The sequence below is a fragment of the Actinoplanes sp. NPDC051475 genome (assembly GCF_040689425.1).
Taxonomy (GTDB): domain Bacteria; phylum Actinomycetota; class Actinomycetes; order Mycobacteriales; family Micromonosporaceae; genus Actinoplanes.
Genome location: NZ_JBFAZZ010000006.1, coordinates 281,049 through 298,242, shown reverse-complemented (window position 1 = coordinate 298,242; position 17,194 = coordinate 281,049). Strand labels below are relative to the sequence as shown.

Annotated in this window: 11 protein-coding genes; 8 read left to right on the top strand and 3 right to left on the bottom strand. The window is 71.5% G+C overall.

Annotated features, from left to right (window positions below; genetic code table 11):
* Positions 1-11: 11 nt before the first annotated feature.
* On the bottom strand, positions 12-1,877 hold the full coding sequence (locus AB0368_RS15240) for a Xaa-Pro dipeptidyl-peptidase (RefSeq protein ID WP_366154463.1): 1,866 nt from the start codon (positions 1,875-1,877) through the stop codon (positions 12-14).
* A gap of 85 nt (positions 1,878-1,962) precedes the next feature.
* On the opposite strand from AB0368_RS15240, the gene AB0368_RS15235 reads away from it, so the two are divergent.
* From AB0368_RS15235 to AB0368_RS15225, 3 genes are all read left to right on the top strand, one after another.
* Entirely contained in the window at positions 1,963-3,639 is a 1,677-nt protein-coding gene (locus AB0368_RS15235; RefSeq protein WP_366154462.1) for a sodium:solute symporter family protein, read from the top strand.
* 9 nt (positions 3,640-3,648) lie between these two features.
* The gene (locus AB0368_RS15230; RefSeq protein WP_366154461.1) at positions 3,649-3,960 is read left to right on the top strand and encodes a hypothetical protein; all 312 of its coding nucleotides are present in this window, start codon (positions 3,649-3,651) and stop codon (positions 3,958-3,960) included.
* A 118-nt stretch (positions 3,961-4,078) separates the two neighbouring features.
* Positions 4,079-4,330: a hypothetical protein gene (locus AB0368_RS15225; RefSeq protein WP_366154460.1), complete on the top strand. Its 252-nt coding sequence runs from the start codon at positions 4,079-4,081 to the stop codon at positions 4,328-4,330.
* Between the two features lie 27 nt (positions 4,331-4,357).
* Here AB0368_RS15225 and AB0368_RS15220 read toward each other — a convergent pair whose 3' ends face one another.
* Positions 4,358-5,290 carry a PQQ-dependent sugar dehydrogenase gene (locus AB0368_RS15220; protein ID WP_366154459.1) on the bottom strand — a complete coding sequence of 311 codons (933 nt, stop codon included), beginning with the start codon at positions 5,288-5,290 and terminating at the stop codon, positions 4,358-4,360.
* Positions 5,291-5,573: 283 nt separating this feature from the next.
* On the opposite strand from AB0368_RS15220, the gene AB0368_RS15215 reads away from it, so the two are divergent.
* The 5 genes from AB0368_RS15215 (at position 5,574) to ggt (ending at position 15,868) form a co-directional block, all read left to right on the top strand.
* Positions 5,574-8,633 carry a M14 family zinc carboxypeptidase gene (locus AB0368_RS15215; RefSeq protein ID WP_366154458.1) on the top strand — a complete coding sequence of 1,020 codons (3,060 nt, stop codon included), beginning with the start codon at positions 5,574-5,576 and terminating at the stop codon, positions 8,631-8,633.
* A 101-nt stretch (positions 8,634-8,734) separates the two neighbouring features.
* Positions 8,735-10,243: an alpha/beta hydrolase gene (locus AB0368_RS15210; RefSeq protein WP_366154457.1), complete on the top strand. Its 1,509-nt coding sequence runs from the start codon at positions 8,735-8,737 to the stop codon at positions 10,241-10,243.
* 38 nt (positions 10,244-10,281) lie between these two features.
* A complete protein-coding gene (locus AB0368_RS15205; protein WP_366154456.1) occupies positions 10,282-12,054 on the top strand; it encodes an ABC transporter ATP-binding protein in 1,773 nt (590 codons plus the stop codon).
* On the top strand, positions 12,051-13,988 hold the full coding sequence (locus AB0368_RS15200; protein WP_366154455.1) for an ABC transporter ATP-binding protein: 1,938 nt from the start codon (positions 12,051-12,053) through the stop codon (positions 13,986-13,988). Before AB0368_RS15205 ends, AB0368_RS15200 begins: the two co-directional genes overlap by 4 nt.
* Before the next feature lie 86 nt (positions 13,989-14,074).
* Entirely contained in the window at positions 14,075-15,868 is a 1,794-nt protein-coding gene (ggt, locus tag AB0368_RS15195) for a gamma-glutamyltransferase (RefSeq protein WP_366154454.1), read from the top strand.
* A 46-nt stretch (positions 15,869-15,914) separates the two neighbouring features.
* On the opposite strand, the gene AB0368_RS15190 is transcribed toward ggt, so the two are convergent.
* Positions 15,915-17,150 carry a helix-turn-helix transcriptional regulator gene (locus tag AB0368_RS15190; RefSeq protein WP_366154453.1) on the bottom strand — a complete coding sequence of 412 codons (1,236 nt, stop codon included), beginning with the start codon at positions 17,148-17,150 and terminating at the stop codon, positions 15,915-15,917.
* Positions 17,151-17,194 lie beyond the last annotated feature (44 nt).

Here is a 17,194-nt window from a genome sequence, read left to right as displayed (position 1 = left end):
TCCAACTTCATCTATTTCTGGGGGAGGAGCCGCTCCGGGCGGTTCTCGGCCGTCACGCCGTTACGGGTACGCGGCGCCGCGGACGTGGGCGTCAGCGTGGCGGGGCCGGCGACGGGCAGGACCAGCGTGCTGCGGGCCAGGTCGACCTCGACGGTCGCGCCCGTGTTCGCGGCCTCGGTGTACTCGGGGTCGCTCTGGGTCAGGACCAGTCCCAGGGTGTGGCCCGCCGGGACGGTGGCGTCATAGGCGCTGACCGGCACCGTGATCGGATACCACCGCCCTGGGCGCAGCGGCGTGGTGAACCGCAGCGACACGTGGTGGGCGGCGTCCTGCCAGCCGCGGGTCAGCACGGCGTGGTCCGTCGTGGCCACCCGCTCGGCGACGTCGAAGTAGCAGGCGTCATCGGCGGCGGTCGACTCGCCCCAGCACGACTCGGTCGTCAGCGTCCGTACGCCCTCGCCCTGGTCGTACTGCACCCGGTTCGCCGTGCCGTAGTCGACCAGCCGCGCGGTGAGCTGCGTCGTCGGGCGGTCCACGCGGACGCGCAGGTGCACCGACGGCGAGCCGGAGATGCGCAGGGGAGCGGTGAGCGGCCCGTACAGGAAAGCGAGCCGGCCCGGCATCTGCGCACCCGGATCGGCCACCGCCTGGTCCTCGGGCAGCCCGGCGTCGGTGTACGAGGCGACCCCGGTGCCGAGGCGTGCCGCGACCGGCCGGGTGCCGGGCAACGGCCAGTCGCGGGCGTCGGTGAAGACGCCCGGCGCGGTCTCGATCGTGGCGCGAGGCGCCCGGTCGACGCCGTTGTGCAGGCCCTGGAGCCAGCGGTCGAACCACTGGTGCAGGGTGTCCACCCAGGCGTCGCGCCGCACGTCGAACGGGTCGACGTGGCCGGTCCGGTGCAGCCAGATCTTGCGCGGCACGCCGCGCTTCGCGAGCTCGTCCCACCACTTCGCGAACTGCGGCGTGGTGACGTTCAGGTCGTTGACGCCGTGCACGACGAAGACGCTGGCGTGCACCCGGGGCGCCGACGGGCGGTAGTCGCGCTCGCGCCAGAAGGCGTTGTAGTCGCCGGTCCCGTCCTCGCTGTCTGTCGCCAGCGACTCGGTGACCGCCGCGCACTGCGCGATCCGGTCGCTCACCACGGCCTGCAGGTACGGCGGGTAGCCGGAGGCGCGCAGGGTGCCGTTGAAGCGCATGTAGTCGTACCAGCTCGAGATCGCCGAGATCGGCACGACGGTCTCCAGGCCCTCGACGCCCGTGGCGGCCACGCCGTTGGCGATCGAGCCGTCCCACGACTTGCCGATCATTCCGACCTTGCCGGTGCTCCACGCCGTGGCCGACACCGGGGTGCCGTCGGCCGTGAAGCCGGGTGCCCGGCCGTTGAGCCAGTCGATCGCGGCCTTCGCGCCGGCCACCTCGTGCCGGCCGCCGACATCCTCGCAGCCGGTGGAGCGGTTGGTGCCGGTCAGATCCACCGCAGCGAAGGCGTACCCGCGCGGCACGAAGTAGTTGTCGTAGAAGAGCGGTTCCTTGCTGATCACGCCGTTCGCGTCGTACTCCTTCAGCTCGCTTTCGTTGCCGCGGCCGCAGCAGGAGTAGTAGGGCGAGGCGTCCATGACGACCGGTACCTTGACGCCGGGCCCGGTACGCGGGCGCACGAGGTCGACGGCCACCCGGTCGGGCACGCCGTCCTCGTCGGCGTCGTCGGGGGTCTGCACCCACACGCTCTCCCGGATCGCGGTGGCGTAGTCGTAGACGGGGACGGTCTCGCCGCCGCGCACGTACGGCCGGGCGGTGGGTGCGGCGTGGGCCGGCGCGGGCGCCGCCAGCACGGCGACGAGGGCGGCGAGCAGGGCTCGCGGTAGGGCAGTAGGCATACATGACATTCGATCGCATCGGGCCCAGGTGTGAAAGATCCTCGGCTCGGGTACGACGCGTCCGGGAAAAGCACAGGAGGTGCCCATGGGCGTGTTCGCGGCCGAGGGGCCCGGGCTCAGGCTCGATCTCGACGTATTCGACTACCTCATCCTCGTGATCTACTTCGCGACCGTCCTGGGCATCGGTTTCGCCGCGCGAAGAGCGATCAACACCAGCGCCGACTTCTTCCTCTCCGGCCGTTCGATGCCGGCCTGGGTCACCGGCCTGGCGTTCGTCTCCGCCAACCTGGGCGCCCTCGAGATCATCGGCATGGCGGCCAACGGCGCGCAGTACGGCCTGATGACCCTGCACTACTACTGGATCGGCGCCGTCCCGGCGATGGTCTTCCTCGGCATCGTGATGATGCCCTTCTACTACGGCTCCAAGGTGCGCAGCGTCCCCGAGTTCCTGAGGCTGCGGTTCAACCGCCCCACCCACCTGCTCAACGCGGTGATCTTCGCCGTCGCCCAGGTGCTCATCGCCGGCGTCAACCTGTACGCCCTCGCGCTCATCCTGGACGCGCTGCTCGGCTGGCCGCTCTGGGCCTCGATCGTCGTCGGCGCCGCGATCGTGCTGACCTACATCACGATCGGCGGCCTCTCCTCGGCGATCTACAACGAGGTGCTTCAGTTCTTCGTGATCATCGCGGGCCTGCTCCCGATCACCATCGTCGGCCTGGTGAAGGTCGGCGGCATCGACGGGCTCTTCGACGCGGTCCGCACCAGCGAGCTCGGCGACGCCGCCCTGCACGCCTGGCAGGGCACGGCCGGGTCGGACAACCCGCTCGGCGCCAACTGGATCGGCATCGTCTTCGGCCTGGGCTTCGTGCTGTCCTTCGGCTACTGGACGACGAACTTCGCCGAGGTGCAGCGCGCGCTCTCGGCCAAGGACATGAGCGCGGCCCGGCGTACGCCGATCATCGGCGCGTTCCCGAAGCTGGTCATCCCGATCATCACGGTGATCCCCGGCCTGATCGCCATCGTCACCGTCAAGGGGCTCGGGGCGAAGACAGGGGACCTGACGTACAACAACTCGATCCCGCTGCTGATGCGCGACCTGCTGCCCAACGGGGTGCTGGGCGTCGCGGTGACCGGCCTCGTGGCCTCGTTCATGGCGGGCATGGCGGCGAATGTCAGCGGCTTCAACACCGTCTTCACGTACGACCTCTGGCAGTCGTACGTGCGCAAGCACGAGTCGGACGACTACTACCTGCGGGTGGGCCGGATCGCGACGATCGCCGGCATCATCATCAGCATCGGCACCGCCTTCATCGCGGCCGGCTACGACAACATCATGAACTACATCCAGGCGCTGTTCTCCCTGATCAACGCCCCGCTGTTCGCCACCTTCATCGTCGGCATGTTCTGGAAGCGGATGTCGGCCTGGGCCGGCTTCTGGTCCCTGCTGCTGGGCACGTGCGCATCGCTGACGCTGTACCTGCTCTACCTGGCCGACGTCGTGACGTTCAACTCCGACCTCGAGGAGAGCTTCTGGGGTGCCGGCCTGGCCTTTGGCACTGCCGTGCTGGTCGCGGTCGTGGTCACGCTGGTCACCCGGCCGAAGCCCGAGAACGACCTGCGCGGCCTCGTCTACGGCCTGGCCGGCAGCTCCACCTCCGGCGAGGCGGTGCTCGCCGCCGACAAGGTCTGGTGGCGCAACCCGGCCCTGCTCGGCGGCATCGCCGTCGTCCTGGCCTTCCTGTTCTACATCCCGGTCTGGTGAGGGGGAGCGATGGCTGAGGAAAAGAACCGTCCCGACGACGAGCTGCTCACCCAGGGCGAGGACCTGGAGAAGCGGTCCGCCGCCGCGCGCCTGTTCGACGTCCGCCGGGTGATCGGTGGCCTGTTCGTGGTGTACGGCGTGATCGTGACCCTGCTCGGGATCTTCGACTCGGACACCGACATCGAGAAGGCCCAGGGCGTACGGATCAACCTCTGGATGGGGTTGTCCATGCTGGTGCTGGGCGGTTTGTTCCTGCTCTGGCAGTGGTGGCGCCCGACACAGGTGCCGGCCACCGACAACCCGAAGAGGCACGGAGAGTGACTGAACGGCAACCGTGATAGGTGTGCTGAGAGAGAAACCGGTGCGACACGGGTGCAGGTGGGTTGCACGCTGCCCCCGAACCTTCCGATGGTGGCACCGTGCTTCCGATACTCAGGGCATGGAACCCGTCGCCTCAGTGAGCCTGGCTACCGGAGCGCTACCACGCCCCGGTGGCTGGCAGATGCAGCTTCGCGTTGACTACGTGGTCAACAGGGTCATGCAGACGCATCGCGGCCAGTCCGAGGATGCGGTTGCGCAGGCCATCAACGATCAGCTCCGCAGTTTCGGCGTGGTGCCGAACGGGCGGCAGATCGCCCAGTACGCCCAGGTGATCAGCAGCCTGCCGATGCTGCCGCCGAACAATCATTGACGGCCTGCGGTTCCCCGTCCGTCCCCCTCACCGGGCGGGGAACCGCAGGATCCGGTCGTCGCCGTCGCGCACGTCCCCGCGTCCGTCGGTGTTCGACGTGGTGAGCCACAGCGCGCCGTCCGGCGCGACCGCCACGGTCCGTAGCCGCCCGTAGCGCCCGGACAGCTCCGCCTCCGGGTCGCCGCCGCCCAGCGGTACGGTCCACAGCCGCTCGCCGCGCAGCGCCGCCACGTAGAGCGTGTCGCCGGCGATCGCCGCCCCGGACGGCGAGGCCTCGTCGGTCGTCCAGGTCACCAGCGGGTTCACGTACCTGCTGTCGTTCCCCGTGCCCTCGACGTCCGGCCAGCCGTAGTTGCGGCCCGGCTCGATCTTGTTGACCTCGTCGAAGCGGTTCTGACCGAACTCGACCGCGTACATCGTCCTGTCGGGCGCCCACGCGAGGCCCTGCACGTTGCGGTGGCCCATGCTCCAGACCGGCGAGCCCTTGCGCGGGTTGCCCGGCGCCGGCTCGCCGTCCGGGGTGAGGCGGAGGATCTTGCCGTTCGTGTCGTCCGGGTTCTGCGCGGCGGAGCGGTCGCCGGCGTCGCCCGTGCCGGCGTACAGCATGCCGTCGGGGCCGAACGCGATCCGGCCGCCGTTGTGGATCCCGGCCTTGTCGATCCCGTCGAAGATCACCTCCGGGGCGGCCCGGCTGCCGAGCTTGAACCGTACGATCCGGTTGTCGTGCTCCGCGGTGTGGTACGCGTACACGTAATCGGTCTTCGCGAAGTCCTTCCCCACCGCCAGTCCGAGCAGGCCGCCCTCGCCGGCCGCGGAGACCCCGGGCACCCGGTAGGCCTCACGCGGCGCCCCGCCGCCCGGAGAGATCTGCAGGACGCGGGCGCTGTCCCGCTCGGCGACCAGCGCGCTGCCGTCGGGCAGGAAGGCGAGGCCCCACGGCGTCTCGATGCCGGTCGCCACCGTCTCCGGAGCGCCCAGGCCGGGCGTGCCCCCGGTCGGGGACGGTGCAACCGAGGCCGAAGACCGCGGAATGGTGGAAACACCGCCAGAACGCTCCTTCTCCGAGCATGCGGTAAGTAGGGCGACACTGACCGTTGCGGCTGCAATTCCCCAGCGTAGGGCGGAAGTCATGCTCTCAATCTGCCCGCGGCGCCTGTGAGAAAACTGAACGCGGTGCTTGACACCGTCCTGGCCTGCGGCGAAGGTCCACTCACGACCTTCCCATCCATGGAGGCCCTTCACCATGACACCTGCCCGCTGGGCGACCGCCTGCGCACTCTCCCTGGCAACCGCGGCCGCTGCGGCCCTGCCCGGGATCGCGCCGGCCGCCGCGGCTCCCTCCGGCGACACCCTCGGGGTGTACGTCGGCACTCTCGACGCCGCGCAGCTCGAACGACTGCGCTCCGTCGGCATCGACCACGACGAGAGCGCGGTGACCGCCGCCACGAACGGCAAGATCGCCGTTGAGACGATCCTCGGCCGGCGCCAGGCCGATCGGCTCGTCGCGGCCGGCGTACCCCTGACCCCGAAGCGCGCCACCGCCCGGATGCGGGCCGAGGCAGCCCAGGCGCCCACGGTCTTCCGGCCGTATGCGGCGCCGGGCGGCATCCGGGACGAACTGGCCGCCACGGCCGCGAGTCATCCGCGGCTGGCCAAGCTCGTCACGATCGGCAAGTCGCTCAAGGGCGTACCCATCCAGGCCGTGAAGGTGACCCGCGACGCGCGTGTCGTGCGGGACGGGCGCCGGCCCGCGGTGGTCTACATCGGTGGCCAGCACGCCCGGGAGTGGATCACCCCCGAGATGACCCGCCGGCTGCTGCACCACGTCCTCGACGGGTACGGCACCGACGCCACTATCACCAGGACGCTGGACACCACCGAGCTGTGGTTCGTGCCGGTCGCCAACCCCGACGGCTACGACTTCACCTTCACCGAGGGTCACCGCCTGTGGCGCAAGAACCTGCGCGACAACAACGGCGACGGCGAGATCGCCGTGGGCGACGGCGTGGACCTCAACCGCAACTTCGCGGAGAAGTGGGGCTACGACAACGAGGGCTCGTCGGCCGACCCGGCCAGCGAGACCTACCGCGGCACCGGCCCCAACTCCGAGCCGGAGACGAAGGCCCTGGACGCGCTCTTCCGGCGGGTCGGCTTCGAGTTCCTGGTCAACTACCACTCCGCCGCCGAGCTGCTGCTCTACGGCGTCGGGTGGCAGGTGAGCACGCCGAGCCCGGACGACCAGATCGCGGTCGCGATGGCCGGTGACGACGCCCACCCGGCGGTGCCCGGCTACGACCCGGACATCTCCGCCGAGCTGTACACCACCAACGGCGACACCGACTACCACGCCCAGGTGCGCACCGGCACGATCGGCTTCACTCCGGAGATGAGCACCTGCGAGACCATCTCGGGGTTGGACCCGGACGACCAGTGGGACCCGGCCGACTGCGAGAGCGGCTTCAACTTCCCGGACGACGAGAAGTTGATCCAGGACGAGTTCGCCAAGAACCTGCCGTTCGCGCTGTCGGTGGCCCGGTCCGCGAAGGATCCGGCCAACCCGGTGTCCTCCGTCGGCCGCAGCACGCCCGACCTGGCCGTCGACGCGTTCGACACCTCGTACGGCTCCCGCCAGCAGGTCGCCGTGACCGCCAAGCGCAGCCTGCGCGCCGTCACCCTGCACTACTCGATCAACGGCGGCCGCGGGCGTACGGTTCCCACCGCCGAGTGGCGGGGCGGCGAGCGCTACGGCGACGTCCTCGACAAGTACTTCGCCGAGCGCCGCGGCACCGTGCCCCGGGCCCGTCCCGGTGACAAGGTCAAGGTCTGGTTCACCGCCCGCAAGGGCGCGGCCCGGATTACCTCGGCGAACTTCACCTACACCGTCGCCGACAAGATCGGCGGGGACGTGCTGGTCCTCGCCGCCGAGGACGTCACCGGCGTCTCGCCCGCGACCACCGACGGCGCGACCAGCGCCCGGTATGCCGATGAGCACGTGGCCTCACTGAAGAAGGCGGGCTACTCGGCCGACGTCTATGACATCGACACCCACGGCCGCAAGGCGCCACACCCGCTGGGGGTGCTCTCGCACTACGACGCGGTGGTGTGGGAGACCGGCGACGACGTCATCCCGCGGGCGCCCGGCCAGCCGGCCGGCACGGTGGCCCGCTCGGCGCTCGAGACCGAACTCGCGGTGCGTGACTACCTCAACGAGGGTGGCAAGCTGCTGCTGGCCGGCAAGAACGCGGGCTACGCCCAGGCCGCCAACGGCTCGTACCGCTACCTGCCGGACGGGCCGGGGGAGTGCACCGACCCGCAGAACCCCGCTTGCCTGCAGCTCTTCAACGACTTCCAGCAGTACTGGCTGGGGGCGTACTCGTACGTCGACGAGGGCGGCACCGGGGCCGACGGCAAGCCGTACCCGGTGGCCGGCACGGCCGGCAAGTTCGACGGCTACACGGCCACCCCGGGGGCCGGTCACACCGCCGCGTTCCTGGCCACCTCGAGCTTCCTGCCGCCGGCGCAGTTCCCGCAGTTCGCCGACTCGGCCGCGCCGCTCGACTGGAAGCTGCCCGGCGCCGCGCCGTACGACCCGTACGACGGCGACTGGTACCTGTGGAGCGGCCGGGCGGACAGCTCGTACAAGCGGCTCACGAAGACGATCGACCTCACCGGGGCCCAGGCCGCGCGCCTGAAGTTCCGCACGTCGTTCGACGTCGAGGCCGACTGGGACTTCATGTTCGTCGAGGCGCACGTGGTGGGCACCGACGACTGGACGACCCTGCCGGACGCCAACGGGCTGACCACCACCGGCACCGGGGAGAGCTGCAAGTCCGAGATCGCCGGGCTGCACCCGTTCCTCGCCCATTACCAGGGCGCGGACTGCACCCCGGCTGGGACGACCGGCACGTGGAACGCCGCCACCGGCTCCAGCGGCGGGTGGAAGGAGTTCGACGCGGACCTGGCGGCGTACGCGGGCAAGCAGGTCGAGGTCTCGATCAGCTACATGTCGGACTGGAGCACCCAGGGCCTCGGTGTCTTCCTGGACGACGCCCGGGTCGAGATCGGCGGCACCGTGGCCCAGCGGACGTCGTTCGAGAGCGACCTCGGCGGCTGGACGGTGGCCGGCCCGCCGCCCGGCTCGGGGGTCAACAGCAGCGACTGGTCGCGCAGCCGGCTCGCTTTCGATTCGGGGGCGGCCGTGACCACCGACGACAGCGTGTACGTCGGCTTCGGCCTGGAGACGCTGACCTCGGCGGAGCGTGACGCGCTCATGAAGCGGGCGCTCAAGCACCTCGGAATTTAGTCCTTTCGGGGCGAATGTCCCCGATTGGTGGATTGCGCCGCGCGCTTCGTTTAGACATGAGGCGCGCGGCGCGCTGCCGTGCAGGGCGGAGATACGACGCGGTGCGAGCAACGACCCGGCCGATCCTGGCCGCGTTCCTGGCTGTCCTGACGGTGGTGACACCGGCCGCCGCGATCCCCGCCCAGGCCGCCCGCGACCGGGGCATGGTGTGGAAGGCCTGCGCCGATGACCGGACCGCGCAGTGCACGACGCTGCGGGTGCCGGCCGACCGGACCGATCCGTACGGGCCCACGCTGAGCATCGCCGTCGCCCGCCGCCCGGCCGCCGACCCGAAGCACCGGATCGGCACGCTGGTGATCAACCCCGGGGGCCCCGGCGGCTCCGGCGTGGACTTCGCGCTGGACAGCGCCTATTTCTTCAGCGAGCAGCTTCGGCGCCGCTTCGACATCGTCGGCTTCGATCCGCGCGGCGTGTCCCGCAGCAACCCCGTCGTCTGCTCGGCGTCGCTGCTCGCCGCCGGGCCGTCCGTGCTCGTCGACAGCGCCCGCGCGTACGCCGCGACGGTCGCCTACAACCGCAGGCTCGCCGCCGACTGCGCCCGGCGCTCCGGCCCCGTCTTCGGCCACGCGGACACGATGAGCGTGGTGCAGGACATGGACAGCCTCCGCGCGGCCCTCGGCGAGGAGAAGATCAGCTTCTACGGCGCCTCCTACGGCACCCTCCTCGGCGCCCAGTACGCCGAGCGCTACCCCCAGCACGTCCGCGCCCTGGTCCTGGACAGCATCATGGACCACAGTGGCGGCACGGACGCCTTCCTCGGCGCGGAGACGAGCACGGCGCAGGACTCGTTCGACCAGTTCGTGGCCTGGTGCGCCCGCAGCTCCGACTGCGCCCTGCACGGCCGGGACGTCCGCAAGGTCTGGGCCGCCCTGCTCACCCGGGCGCGGCGCGGCACGCTGCGGGACCCGTTCGACCCGTCCTACCGGATGACGGTCTACGACCTGCTCGGCGTGGCGTTCGGCTCCTTCTACGACCCGCAGTGGCACTCGCTGGCCAGCTACCTGCGGGAGGCGGCGACGCCGTCCGGGCGCCGCGCCCGGGGGCCCGTCGCCGAGGTGGAGCACAGTTTCCCGGCCGTCTTCTGCGACGACTGGGCCCTGCCGGTGGGCGGCTGGACCGGCCTGCGGGACCGCCTCGCCGCGCTGGCCCGGGAGAACCCGCAGATGCCGGTGTCCCCGCTGGCGCTGGAGTCGGTCACCGGGTGCCTCGGCTGGCCGCTGCCGCCGGACAACGCGCAGCGGGTGCTCGCCCCCGCCCGGACCGGACCAGTGCTGCTGATCAACGCCCGGCACGATCCCGCGACGCCGTACGCCTGGGCCCGCACGGTGGCCGCCCAGCTCGGACCGCGGGCGACGCTGGTGACGTACGACGGGTGGGGGCACACCGTCTACGGCCGGAGCGACTGTGTCACCACGGCGGTGGATCGCTACCTGCTGACCGTACGGCCGCCCGCGGCCGGCACCTCCTGTCCGGGCGTCGAGCCCGCTGCCGGCGGCGTGGGCAGGCGCCCCGCCGGGCGGCGGGACCGGCGCGCCGCGGGGTATCGTTAGCCTGGCTAACTACCCCACCCCCGGGAGGAGGGCGCTCCTTGAGCCGTCGCGCGCCCAGGGCGTCCATCGACCCGGACACCGGCAAGTCGTGGCTCCGCCGCGCCTTGCCGCTGGTCAAGGCGCACAAGGCACTCCTGATCACCTCGCTGGTGCTCTCCTTCGCCGGCCTCGTCGTGCAGGTGCAGATCCCCAATCTCGTCCGGATCGGCATCGACGACGCGATCGTCGAACGCAGCGCGCAGCTCGCCACCTACGTCTGGTGGATCGTCGCCCTGGCCCTCGTCCAGGGCGTCGTCAACTACCTGGCCCGGCTCTACCTGCTGCGCACCGCCTACGAGCTCGAGTACGACCTGCGCAACGTCCTCTACGCGCACCTGGCCCGGATGCCGTTCGGCTTCTACGACCGGGTGCAGTCCGGCGAGCTGATGTCACGCTCGGGCTCCGACATCCGCGCGGTGCAGATGTACCTCTCGTTCGGCCCGTCGATCCTCGTCCAGTGCCTGATCGCGGTGGTCGCCTTCGGCCTGATGCTCTCGATCAACGTGCCGCTCGCCGTCGTCGCCATGGCCACCATGCCGGTCATCGGGTTCCTGGGCGTGGGCATGCGCAAGGCGATCTTCCCGGTGTCGTGGCTGATCCAGGCCCGGCTGGCCCGGCTCGCCACCGTGGTCGACGAGAACATCCAGGGCGTACGCATCGTCAAGGCGTTCGCCGCCGAGGGACGCCAGCTGCGGACGCTCGCCGAGGCCGCCGATCGGGTGCGGTGGGCGTACCTGCAGGACGCCCGGATCCGCAGCCGGTGGACGCCGGTGCTGGACAACCTGCCCCGGCTCGGTCTCGCCCTGGTGCTGCTGGTCGGCGGGCTGATGGTGATCGACGGCCGGACGACCGTGGGCACCATCGTCGCGTTCAACTCGTACGTCCTCATGCTCCAGCCGCCGTTCCGCCTGCTCGGCATGATGATCATGCTGGGTCAGCGGGCGTCGGCCTCGGCCCGGCGCATCTACGAGATCCTGGACACCCCCAGCGAGGTGGTGGAGGCCCCCGACCCCGTCGACGCCTCGCTGCACGGCGACGTGCGCTTCGAGGACGTACGGTTCTCGTACCCGAACGGCACCGTCGCCCTCGACGGCCTGAACCTGCGCATCCGGCCGGGTGAGACGGTCGCGGTCGTCGGCGCGACCGGCAGCGGCAAGTCGACGCTGGGCCGGCTGATCGCCCGCTTCTACGACGTGACCGGCGGCCGCGTGACGATCGACGGCCACGACGTCCGCGCACTGCGCCTGTCCGGCCTGCGCGACCAGGTCGGCATCGTGCCCGACGAGCCGTTCCTCTTCTCGCTCTCCCTGCACGACAACATCGCGTACGGCCGGCCGGAGGCGAGCCGGGCCGAGGTCGAACGGGCGGCCCGGGCGGCCGGCGCGGACGAGTTCGTCCGGGCCCTGCCCGACGGCTACGACACGGTGGTGGGTGAGCGCGGCTACACGCTGTCGGGCGGGCAGCGCCAGCGCATCGCGATCGCCCGCGCCCTGCTGGTGAACCCGCCGGTGCTGGTCCTCGACGACGCCACCAGCGCGATCGACGTCACGGTCGAGAAGCGCATCCACGAGTCCCTGCGCGATCGGATGCGCGGCCGCACCACCCTGATCGTCGCCCACCGGCTCTCCACGATCGGCCTGGCCGACCGGGTGATCCTCCTCGAGGCCGGCCGGGTCGTGGCCGACGGCACCCACACCGCCCTGCTGGCCACCGAGCCGCGCTACGCCCGGGTCCTCGCTTCGTCGCAAGATCTGCCGGAGGTGGCCGTATGAGCATGTTCGGCGGCGGGTTCGGTGGGTTCAACACGGGTGGGCGGCCCTCGGTCGGGGCCGCCGGGCGCAAGGGCAACGGCCTGCCCTTCGCCGGCATCCCCGACGACCTCGCCGACGGGGTCGCCACGCTGGAAGGCCGCGAACCCGACCACGGCGACCCGCAGGCGTCCTACGACCCGGTGGCCGACCGCGGTAGGCGGGTCACGCTCGGCCGCCTCCTCACCGGGCGCCCGGCTCTGCTCGCCGCCGCCACGGCCGCCGTGCTGGTGGAGACGCTCCTGCTGCAGGCCGGCCCGTACCTGGTCCAGGTCGGCATCGACCACGGGATCGCCGACCGCGACCTGCACGTCCTGATCGGAGCGACCGCCGCCTTCGTCGCGGCGGTGCTGCTGACCGGGGTGGCCACCGCGGCCCGGATGCGCCAGACCGGCCGGATGGCCGCGTACGCCACCCGCGACCTGCGGATCCGGCTCTTCGCGCACCTGCAGCGCATGTCGCTGGACTACTACACGCGCGAGAAGGCCGGGGTCACCATGACCCGGATGACCTCGGACGTCGAGGCGCTGCAGAGCCTGCTCGCCGACGGCTTCGCCCAGTTCGGCATCCAGGCGCTGACCATGGTCGTCGTCACCGGCCTGCTGTTCCACTACAACGCCGGGCTGGCCCTCATCACGCTGCTGCTGGTCGTACCGCCGCTGACCGCCGCCTCGCTGTGGTTCCGGCGGGCGGCCGACCGCGGGTACAACCGGCAGCGCGACACCATCGCGGCCATGTTCGCCGACCTCGCCGAGAGCCTGAACGGCGCCCGCGTGGTCACCGCGCACAACCGCCAGGAGCGCAACATCGTCGCGCACCGCGAGGTCGTCGGCGACTATCGCGACGCGAACGACTTCACCGGCCGGATCAACGCGGTCTACGGCCCCGGCACCTCGGTGATCGGCCTGATCGGGATGGCCGCGCTACTGCTCGTCGGCGGCCGCATGGTGCTGCGCGGCACGCTGAGCATCGGCGAGCTGACCGCCTTCGTGCTCTACCTCAACTCCTTCTTCCAGCCGGTGCAGCAGCTGGTCCAGCTCTACACGCAGTACCAGCAGGGACGGGCGGCGGTGAGCAAGATCAACGGCCTGCTCGCCACCGAGTCGTCGGTCCGGGAGGCCCGGGACGCGCGGCCGCTCCCGCCGGTCCGGGGCGAGATCGTCTTCGCCGGCGTCAGCTTCGGCTACCTCCCGGACCGCCCGGTGCTGGAGCACGTCGACCTGACCATCCGCCCGGGGGAGACCGTCGCCTGCGTGGGGCCGACCGGCGCCGGCAAGTCGACCCTCGCGAAGCTCGTCACGCGCCTGTACGACCCCACCGCCGGACGCATCCTCATCGACGGCCACGACCTGCGCGACGTCACGCTCGCCTCGCTGCGCCGGCAGATCGGCGTGGTACCGCAGGAACCGTTCCTCTTCGCCGGGACGCTGCGCGACAACATCGCCTTCGCCCGCCCGGACGCCACCGACGCCGAGGTCCGGGCGGCGGTGGACGCGGTCGGCCTGACCGACCTCGTGGACCGCTCGCCGGAGGGCCTCGAGACCTCGCTGCACGAGCGCGGCCAGTCGGTGTCCTCGGGGGAGCGGCAGCTGCTCGCCCTGGCCCGGGCGTTCCTCGCCGAACCGCGGGTGGTCGTGCTGGACGAGGCCACCTCCAGCCTGGACCTGCGCAGCGAGCTGCGGGTCGAGGCGGCCCTGGACCGGCTGCTGCAGGGCCGCACCGCGATCCTCGTCGCGCACCGTCTGTCGACCGCCCGCCGCGCCGACCGGATCATCGTCGTGGACGACCACGGCATCGTGGAGTCGGGCTCACACGACGAGCTGGTGGCGGCCGGGGGCCGGTACGCCGTCATGTACCGGACCTGGGCGAGCCACGGCGTCGCCGATCACACAACGTGAGAAGCGTGTCCCGGGTTGTGCATGGTCGCCGGTGCAGGTAGGCAGAGGGGGACTGTCCACACTCTCTCGATCGCGCCGGAGGCACGATGCGGTTCACTCTCGCGCTCGCCACCACCGCCACTCTCGCCCTGACATCGGTCACCCTGGCGCCCACTGCCGCGAACGCCCACACCCACAACGGCGGACCCACCGCGGTGGGCTTCGGCGGAGCGGTCTCCACCGTCGACGCCACCGCCACCGCCGTCGGCCTGGACGTCCTGCGCCGCGGCGGCAACGCCGTCGACGCCGCCGTGGCAGCGGCGGCCACCCTCGGAGTCACCGAACCGTTCTCGGCGGGCATCGGCGGCGGCGGCTTCTTCGTCTACTACGACGCGGAACGCGGCACCGTCAGCACCATCGACGGCCGCGAGTCCGGACCGGCCACGATGACCGAGGACATCTTCATCGACCCGGCCGACGGCAAGCCGTACGACTTCCAGGAGGCCCGGGTCAGCGGCCTGTCGGTCGGCACCCCCGGCACGCTGGCAACCTGGGAGGCCGCGGCCAGGAAATGGGGCACCCGCTCGCTGAGCAGCCTGCTGCTGCCGGCTGCCCGGGTCGCCGACAACGGCTTCACCGTCGACGCCACGTTCCACCAGCAGATCGCCGACAACGCCGCCGCCTTCGGCCAGTTCGACTCGACCCGGGAGCTCTACCTGCCCGGCGGAGCCCCGCCCGCGGTCGGCGCCGTCCAGCGCAATCCCGACCTCGCGGACACATACAGGCTGATCGCCAAGCGCGGCACCGGCGTCTTCTACCACGGCTCGGTCGGCGCCGACGTGGTCCGTACCGTCCAGCACCCGCCCGTCGCGGACGACCCGACGGGCACGTGGGCGTACCCGATCCGTCCCGGCGGCCTGACCCGCTCGGACCTGGCCGGCTACCAGGTGCGCTACCCGGCACCGACCCGCTCCGGCTACCGCGGCCTGACGGTCTACGGCATGTCCACCCCGTCCAGCGGCGGCACAGCCGTGGGCGAGGCCCTCAACATCCTCGAGAAGACCGACCTGTCGAAGGTCTCGACCACCCAGGCCCTCCACCAGTACGCGGAGTCGACGGCACTGACCTTCGCGGACCGCAACCGGTACGTGGGGGCGTACACCCCGCAGCCGGTGCTGGACAAGCTCATCAGCGACAGCTGGGCCACCCAGCGTGCCTGCCAGATCGACCCCGGCCACGCCCTGACCAAGCCGGTGCCGCCGGGCGACATCACCGCGACCGGCTGCACGCCGGCCCGGGTGGGCGGCCCGGTCGAACAGGGCCAGAGCACCACCAACCTGACCGTGGCCGACCGGTGGGGCAACATCGTCGAATACACCCTGACGATCGAACAGACCGGCGGCAACGCCATGGTCGTACCGGGCCGCGGGTTCCTGCTCAACAACGAGATGACGGACTTCAACTTCGCCCCGACGCAGGGCACGGCGCCGGACCCCAACCTGCCGGGCCCGGACAAGCGCCCCCGCAGCTCGATGTCCCCGACGATCGTCCTCAAGAACGACAAGCCGTTCCTGGCCCTGGGCTCCCCGGGCGGCGCGACGATCATCACCACGGTGCTGCAGGTGCTCATCAACCGGATCGACCTCGGCATGACCCTCCCGGAGGCGATGGCCGCACCCCGGGCATCGCAGCGCAACACCGCGGGCATCCAAGCCGAACCGGCATTCCACCAGCAGTACGGCCCGGGCCTGACGGCGCTCGGCCACACGTTCAGCGCCGACGTGCCGGAGCTGGGGGCGGCCACGGCGATCGAGTTCACCCGCCACGGCGGCCTGATCGCCACCGCCGAACCCGCCCGCCGCGGCGGCGGCTCGGCCGCGGTCGTCCGGCCGCGTCGCTGATCAGCGAACAGGGAGGGACGGGCCGCAGGGCCCGTCCCCCTTTGCGTCAGCCGATCGAACGCAGGGCGTCCCGGATCTCGTCGGCGGACGACTCGCCGGGAAACCGCCGGTGCAGCTCCACGTCCAGCTCCCCGGCGACCATCAGAAGCGACGGCAACGACTTGCGGCCCGCCCCCAACGCGCCGATCCCGGTCGCCACCGCCTGCTCCAGATCACCCGCTCGCGCGGCCACCGCGGCCAGCGTCAACCGGGCCTCCGCCATCCGCATCGGTGCCTTCTCGCCGTCCGGTCCGGCACCCAGGGCCAGGACCGTCCGGGCATGGTGGGCGGCCAGCTCGTCGTCCCCGGCCAACCGGTACGCGTCCATCGCGTAGAAGTCCCACTTGTCGGGGTCCACGACGAAGTGGTGATCCGGCCGGTCCGGTGCCGCCATCCGGTCCAGCAAGGTACGCCCCCGCGCCAGCGCATCCCGTACCGCTGCCACGTCACCCAGCCGGGCGAAGGCTTTCGCCTCCTGCCCGGCGAGCTGCACAGCCGCCGACCCGCCGGGAGCCGCAGACCGGCCGGCCTCCGCTGCCGTCAGGACGCCCCGACAGCGCGACTGGGTGAGCGCGAACCACGCCGCCATCTCGTGCGACCACGCCACGATCTCCGAATGCCCGGCCTCGTCACCCAGTTGCCGGGCCGCCACCCGCCTGGCCTCCGCCCCGGCCCGCATACCCATGTCGTACTCGACACAGCCGACCACCAGTGCCAACCATCCGGCCGCCACCAGCAGTTCCCGGTGCGCAGCAAGTCCGGTCGGCCGGTGCAGCAACCGCGCCACCTCGCGCATCCACCCGTGAGCCTCCACCCGAAGGCCGGCTGCCGGTTGCCTCGCGTACTGGCAGCACAGCTCGAACACCATGGCGTGCAGAGACTCCAGCGTCGCCGGTGCCGCGTCATCCGCCTGTACCCGGCGCAGCAACTCGGCCGTCTCCCACGGGCGTGCATCATCCGCGGCCACCGAGTCCAGGTGAGCAGCAGCCACGATGTCACCCCGCGCGCCCAGCACGTCGTCCAGCCGGCGCGCCAATTCCGACGTCGGCCGGCGCGCGCCGTTCTCGATCCGCGACAGGTGCCCCTTGTCGCAAGGAACCGCGGCGGCCAGATCCGCCAGCGACCGTCCGCGTTCCGTCCGCAGCGCGCGGACGCGTTGCCCGAATGCCGCCACGGCGACCTCCCCGGACCACCTGTTGCGGGAGTTGCCGATGCCGCCGAGGCAACCCGCAACCGCTTCCACCCGCCACCGTACCGGCCGAAGGTGGGACCTACGAGACACGGTCC